The organism is Flavivirga aquatica (assembly GCF_001747085.1).
Taxonomy (GTDB): domain Bacteria; phylum Bacteroidota; class Bacteroidia; order Flavobacteriales; family Flavobacteriaceae; genus Algibacter_C; species Algibacter_C aquatica.
Genome location: NZ_MDJD01000030.1, coordinates 1 through 307, shown reverse-complemented (window position 1 = coordinate 307; position 307 = coordinate 1). Strand labels below are relative to the sequence as shown.

Here is a 307-nt window from a genome sequence, read left to right as displayed (position 1 = left end):
CTCTACAGCCTGCTCATCTTTTTTATGATGTGATTTTCTTGCTACTTTTAATTTAGAATAGTGCTTTGACTTACAATGTTGATATAGTGCTGAATAGGTTATGTCCTTTTGGGTGGTTTCAGTCAGAATAGACAATAACTCTACATAACTGGTAATAGTACTATTAGGATTATTTAATAATCTGTCTATCTCTTTAATTGTTGATTCTTTAAGTAATTTTGTATTGTTACCGCCACTTGAAACGGTACATAAATTATCCAGACCGCCTTCTTCATACATTTTTAACCAATTGTATATGCTACGACGG

At 32.2% G+C, this 307-nt stretch carries 1 protein-coding gene; it reads right to left on the bottom strand.

Annotated features, from left to right (window positions below; all coding sequences use genetic code 11):
* A partial coding sequence (locus A8C32_RS20550) for a helix-turn-helix domain-containing protein (protein WP_432416490.1) occupies positions 1-307 on the bottom strand: 307 nt, incomplete at both ends.